The 5,444-nt window shown below is 74.4% G+C and carries 4 protein-coding genes and 1 pseudogene; 3 read left to right on the top strand and 2 right to left on the bottom strand.

Going from position 1 to position 5,444, the window contains the following annotated elements; genetic code table 11:
* Positions 1 to 633: 633 nt before the first annotated feature.
* The gene (locus ACFU7Y_RS39165; RefSeq protein ID WP_224285403.1) at positions 634 to 1,905 is read right to left on the bottom strand and encodes an alpha/beta hydrolase; all 1,272 of its coding nucleotides are present in this window, start codon (positions 1,903 to 1,905) and stop codon (positions 634 to 636) included.
* A gap of 113 nt (positions 1,906 to 2,018) precedes the next feature.
* On the opposite strand from ACFU7Y_RS39165, the gene ACFU7Y_RS39160 reads away from it, so the two are divergent.
* Positions 2,019 to 2,477: a MarR family winged helix-turn-helix transcriptional regulator gene (locus ACFU7Y_RS39160; RefSeq protein ID WP_380771223.1), complete on the top strand. Its 459-nt coding sequence runs from the start codon at positions 2,019 to 2,021 to the stop codon at positions 2,475 to 2,477.
* Between the two features lie 430 nt (positions 2,478 to 2,907).
* On the opposite strand, the gene ACFU7Y_RS39155 is transcribed toward ACFU7Y_RS39160, so the two are convergent.
* On the bottom strand, positions 2,908 to 3,720 hold the full coding sequence (locus ACFU7Y_RS39155; protein ID WP_380771221.1) for a maleylpyruvate isomerase family mycothiol-dependent enzyme: 813 nt from the start codon (positions 3,718 to 3,720) through the stop codon (positions 2,908 to 2,910).
* Positions 3,721 to 3,961: 241 nt separating this feature from the next.
* Here ACFU7Y_RS39155 and ACFU7Y_RS39150 point away from each other — a divergent pair.
* Positions 3,962 to 4,478, top strand: a pseudogene (locus ACFU7Y_RS39150) (SigE family RNA polymerase sigma factor).
* Complete coding sequence (locus tag ACFU7Y_RS39145; protein WP_380771219.1) at positions 4,465 to 5,337, top strand: hypothetical protein; 873 nt, start codon at positions 4,465 to 4,467, stop codon at positions 5,335 to 5,337. The pseudogene ACFU7Y_RS39150 and the gene ACFU7Y_RS39145 overlap by 14 nt, the downstream one beginning before the upstream one ends.
* Positions 5,338 to 5,444 lie beyond the last annotated feature (107 nt).

The following is a 5,444-nucleotide window of genomic DNA, read 5'->3' as shown; positions in this document are numbered from 1 at the left end:
TGAGCAGGAAGCGCATCCGGGCCTGGACGGACTGCGGGATCGGGCGGGTGCGCTCGGCACGCTCCAGGCCCTCGTCGAGCTCGCGGCTCACGCTGTTCCTTCCCGGCCGCCGGGGCGGCGGTCACTGCCGGTGGTCGTGGTGGGCGGCCCGCCGGTCGGTGCCGGCGGGCCGCGTGGGGGGCGGCTACTCGTCGACGGACGCCTGGCCGCCGGGCTTCATGTGCCGTCCGGGGTTGGCGCCGCCGGCTCCTCCCCCGGGCCGCGGTCCTGGGCGAGCGGGTGCACGTCCGGGACCTCCGGCGGTGCCGGGTCGAAGGCGTCCTTGGGCCGGGAGCCCTCCACCGGGCCGGACGTCCAGCCGGTCTCGGTGCGCAGCGCGCGGGTCGGCGGGCGCAGCGCGGTGCACGTCTTGAGTCACATTCACGCGGACGGGCAGCATCGGACCGCCCCGCGGGCAGGAGCCCCCACGCTCGTTCGCGCCCGGCCGGTTTCGGGAAACCGGCCGCGGACGGGTGGCCGCTGGCCGCTCCGGCATGCCCCTTCTTCAGGGAGGCGGCAGGCGGCGGGGGTGCCGGCATTCACGTGCCGGCACCCCGTGCGGTACGACGGCGTTCGCCGCGGCGGCCGCGGGGCTCAGTGCCGGCGGGCGCCGGCGAGCCGGGTGTCGGCGAGGGCGGTCGGGGCGGCGCCGAGCCACCAGGTGGGGTCGGCGCTGCCGTCGGTGGTGCGGCCGTCGCGGTGGACATAGTGGCGCACGTCCCGTCCGGGGTCGGCGAACTCCCCGGCGAGGGCCCGCTCCAGCCACTCCGCCCCGAAGCGGAAGACCTCGGCCGCCACTCCCCCGAGGGGGTGGAACTCGTCCTCGTAGACCCGCAGTTCCTTCGGCGCCCGGATGCGCTCGAAGTTCTCCAGGGCCTGGCCGAGGTCGGTGAGCTCGTCGAACTCGCCGATCCCGTACAGCACCGGGCAGGTGATGTCGGCCACCAGGTCGCCCAGCGGCATCCGGTGGGCGAGGTCGCGGTCGAAGGCCTCTTCGTCGGTGTACCCGGCCATGTACATGTAGTTGTTCTTGAAGGTCGGCTGGGCGCGCTCGAAGATCGTCGTGAAGTCGCCGGTGACGGCCTCGAAGGCGGCGAGGGCGGCCAGGCGGCGGTCGGTGGCGGCCGCCCGGGATCCCCAGTAGCCGCTCATCGAGATGCCGAACATGCCGATCCGGTCGGCGTCGACCTCCGGGAGCGCGGCCAGGTGGTCGAGGTAGCGGCCGATCGCGCGCTCGTAGTTGGCGAGGTCGACGGTCAGCCCTCCGGCGCGACTCTCGCCCTGGCCCGGTCCCTCGATGGACAGCGCGACCATGCCGCGCGAGGTGTAGTAGCGCTCGGCCGCCCAGATGTAGTCCTCCTTGATCATGTCCATTCCGGGGCCGAGGATGACGGCCGGCGCGTTCTCGACCCGGCCGGCCGGCAGGTGCAGCAGGGCGAAGATCCGCGAGCCCTCGAAGTCCAGCTCCACCCGCCGCACCCGGCCCTCGCGCAGCGCGCCCAGGCGCGCCACGCAGTGGTCGGCACGTTCGCGCATGGCCGCCTTGCGCGGGTCGGCCGCGTCGAAGAGCGAGTACTGCGCCCTGCCCCACATCACCGCCGCCCTCAGGTAGAGGTCGGCGGCGGTCTGCGCGAAACCGCCGCGCTCGTGGTGGGCGGCGCGCTCCTCGGCCTGGCCGGCCACTGTCGCCCAGGCCTTGGGCAGCATCGCGCCGCTCCTGACCAGTGCGAAGACCTTGGCGAAGTCGGTGTGGTCGTGGCCCAGTTGTTCCATGGTTCCGACGGCTTCGGGGTGCAGCGCGTCGAAGCCGCCCTGGGCGAGGGCGGTGTCCAGGGCCCAGCTCTGGCCGGTCGAACGGGTGGTCATGGGGGTCTCCTCTGCGAGCCAAGTTAGCTAAGTACTTAATGAATAAGTACTTAGCTATTAAGTACCGAGGCTAGGCTGCTGTCAACCCGCCGACCCGCCGAGGAGGACCGACCATGGCCGAGCCGCCACCCGCCGACGACCGCGCCCGGGCGCTCGACCGCCTGGCCCGCGCCGCCTACCGCCTCAGCGCCGCCGACGCCCGGCTGCGCGGACGCGCCACCCGCACCCCGGGCGCCCTCTCCCTCACCCATGCCCGGGCCCTGCGCACCCTGGCCGAACAGGGCCCCCTCACCATCAGTCAGCTCGCCTCCGGCACCGAGACCACCGGCGCCGCCACCACCCAACTGGTCAACGGCCTGGTCGCGGCCGGCTACGTCACCCGCACCCGCCAGCCCGAGGACAAGCGCTCCGTCCTGGTCACCCTCACCGACACCGGCCGGGCCCGGCACGACCAGCGCCGGCAGGCACTGGCCGAAGCCCTGCACACCGACCTGGGCGACTACGACGACGACGCCCTCGACCGGGCCACCGAGGTACTGCAGCGGCTGTCCGCCGTCTACGACCGGCTTTGAGGACGGGACGGCCGCCGGGGCCCGCCTGACGGCACACGCCTCAGCTGGCGCTGCCGGCCGACCTGATGGTGTCCGGCCTAGGCGTCGGCCGGCACGGAGTGGACGGTTGAACCGTTGCGTTCCTTGCGGATGTGCAGCTGGGTGGTACGGGCGAACGGTCCGAACGCGGTGACGGTCATGGTGTGCAGGCGCATCAGAGTGCCTCTCCCCGGGCGGTGACGCGGACGTGTTCGATGCCGCGGCGCAGCAGGTCCCGTTCGGGTTCGGTGGCGTCGGCATGGGTGACGTGGCGCAGGAGACATCAACTTCCGCCGGAATTCCGTCTGGTTTGGATCATGTGTGATCCGGAGCGGACAATGAGGGTGCGGCAGATGTTCCAGCACCGACGTGGCGGGCATTCCCGTGAGCCGGCCGACCATCCTTGCGGGGCTCAGGGGGCGGTGAACAGCCCGGGGAAGGCCGGGGCCAACCACGGTCGGCGGCCCCAGGCGAACACCCTGCCGCGGACGAGGGCGCCGGTGGCGGTGCAGCGGCCCAGCGCGAGGAGGAGGAACGTCACCGGCTCGACGAGGATCGTGCAGTCCGGGCGGCGCGGCGGCTCCTGGCTCACCACGGCGGCACCGTCCGTGAAGGTCACCGCGAACCCGCCCACGCCTCGGACCCGCAGCCGGTAGCAGGCGCTGTGGCCGGCCGCGGTCCGCGCGTCCGTCACCCGTGGCATGGCCGTTCGCAGGAACGGCATCGTCAGTTCGACACGCTGCCGGTCGATCGGGTGCGGCCGGCCGAGGGCGACGGCGATGTCGTAGAGGTGGCCCAGCATGTGGGTCAGCAGGTAGGCGCCGAGGGTGTTCAGGTCCATCCGGCCGAGCGGGGTCAGCACCGGCTCGGTGCCCGCGCGCGGGCCGGCCGCCGCCGCGAACTCCCGTGCCTGCCGGGCGATCTCCTCCGCGAGCACGGCCGGGTCCCGCTCGGGCCGCTCGGCCAGCGAGGCCGCGTTCGCCGCGGCCAGCGACGCCGGGGTGCCGTCCCCGTACGGCCGTTCCTCGCCGGCGGCCAGTGCGGCCATCAGCTCGTTGGCCATCGCCAGGTGGGCGGCCGCCTCGGCGACCGTCCACGCGGAGCCGGGAATCCGGGTGTCGCCGCGGCAGCCGGCGAGCAGGGCGACGGCCTCGTCGCCGACCGCGGCGACCGCCTCGAAGAGCGCGGTGCGCGCGGCAGCGGGAGAGTGCTGGGGGGACGTCATGGTGGTGAAGACTGGACGACTCCCGCACCGCTGTCCAGATCCGCGGCACGGACGGGCAAAGGGCCGGTGCGGAGCCCGGAAGCGGGCGTTCGGCGGCACGGTCGGCGCATCCCCGCTGCGGCGGGCAACCCGAACCGCCTCCCACCGCGTCGAGGTGCCGTGAGAGGAAGAACGAGACAGCGGCCCGGGCGGCCGCCACGGCAGACGGGAACGGCACGGGCACCATGGCGGGGACGGCAGGATGACGAACGCGATACCGCCGGACTTCGAGGAGTTCGTCGCCGCCTGCGGGCCGAAGCTCCTGCGGGTGGCCTGGCTGCTGACCGGCGACCCGCACCAGGCCGAGGACCTGCTGCAGACGGCGCTCGCCAAGGTCTGGCCCCAGTGGAGGCGCATCGCCCCCAACCGGCCCGAAGCGTACCTGCGGAAGGTCCTGGTGAACTGCCACATCTCCTGGTGGCGGCGCCGGTGGACCGGGGAACTGCCGCACGGCGAGCTGCCGGAGCCGCCGACGGGCACCGACCCGTTCGACGGGGTGGTGCTCGGCCAGGTGGTCGCCGAGGCCGTGCGGTCGCTGCCGCCGCGCCAGCGGGCCGTGGTGGTGCTCCGCTTCTTCGAGGACCTCGGCGTCCGCCGAAGTGCTGCGCTGCAGCACGGGCACCGTCAAGAGCCAGACGCACCGGGCGCTCGCCGCTCTGCGGGGCCGGCTGCCGGCTCGCGAACTCCTGCTGGACGGGGGACCTCATGAGTGGAACTGACCTGTTCGGCCCGCACGGACCGACCGACGACGGGCAGGACGAGGAGGAGCTGCGGATCCTGCTCCACCAGGCCGTCCCGGCCCTGACCTCGCCGGATGACCGGATGGAACGCGTCCTCGCCCGCGTCGACCGAGCCAGGCGCCGGCGGCGGGTGGCCGGGCTCGCGGCCGGGCTGACCGTCGGCCTCACCGCCGCCGTGCTGGCCGCCGCGCCCGCACTCGCACCCGCACCCGTGCGGGGAGCCGGGCTGGGGCCGGCCGGATCCGTGTCCGCCCCGGCCCCGGCAGTGTCGGCCCAGCCGTCGCCGGTGCTGGCGCCGTCGTCGCCGCCACCACCGTCGGGGAGACCGCCCGGCTCGACCGGGACGGCGATCTTCTTCCCGCTGTTCCCGGAGATGGTCGTCGATACGCCGGCGAACTGGCACACCCTGGCCGCCGTGACCACCGACCCTCAGGAGCGGTTCGGCTACCTCGGCACCCAACCACTCGGGGCGGGACCGTCGTGCACGGCGGATCCCGCCCGATGCCCGCTCTCCGTACGGCTGCCCACCGGCGGCGCCGTCCTCACCTTCCGCTTGGTGGACGACCAGGGGCCAGCCGCCAAGCTCGGCGCGTCCCCGCCCGGGCTCACCGGCACGGAGATCGACAAGGACTGCGCGGCGCTCGGCGGCAGCCGCAGCCTGACCGGCCTGCGCAGCATCGACCACGGCGCCCGGGCAGCTCTGGTCGAGATGACGGCCTGCCTGCGGCAGCCGTCCGAGCCGACGCTGCGGCAGGTGCAGCAGGTCTTCGACTCCATCCGGTCCGCCCCGGCGGGCAGCCGGTCGTCGGGCGCCGTGAGCCCGGCGGCGGCGCCGTAGGACCGCATCGCCGGCGACTCGGGCGGTCCGGCCGTATGCGCGGGCCCGCCGGCGGCTCGGCAGCAGGCTGTCCGCCCATGGCTGCGCCGCGGTCCGTCCCCCTCGAC

The organism is Kitasatospora sp. NPDC057542 (assembly GCF_042801945.1).
Classification (GTDB): Bacteria; Actinomycetota; Actinomycetes; order Streptomycetales; family Streptomycetaceae; genus Kitasatospora.
This window is presented reverse-complemented; position numbering and strand designations above follow the sequence as displayed.

Coding starts and splice junctions, on each gene's coding strand:
- ACFU7Y_RS39165 (WP_224285403.1), bottom strand. CDS start 1,905: ATGACCACCCGTTCGACCGGCCAGAGCTGGGCCCTGGACACCGCCCTC.
- ACFU7Y_RS39160 (WP_380771223.1), top strand. CDS start 2,019: ATGGCCGAGCCGCCACCCGCCGACGACCGCGCCCGGGCGCTCGACCGC.
- ACFU7Y_RS39155 (WP_380771221.1), bottom strand. CDS start 3,720: ATGACGTCCCCCCAGCACTCTCCCGCTGCCGCGCGCACCGCGCTCTTC.
- ACFU7Y_RS39145 (WP_380771219.1), top strand. CDS start 4,465: ATGAGTGGAACTGACCTGTTCGGCCCGCACGGACCGACCGACGACGGG.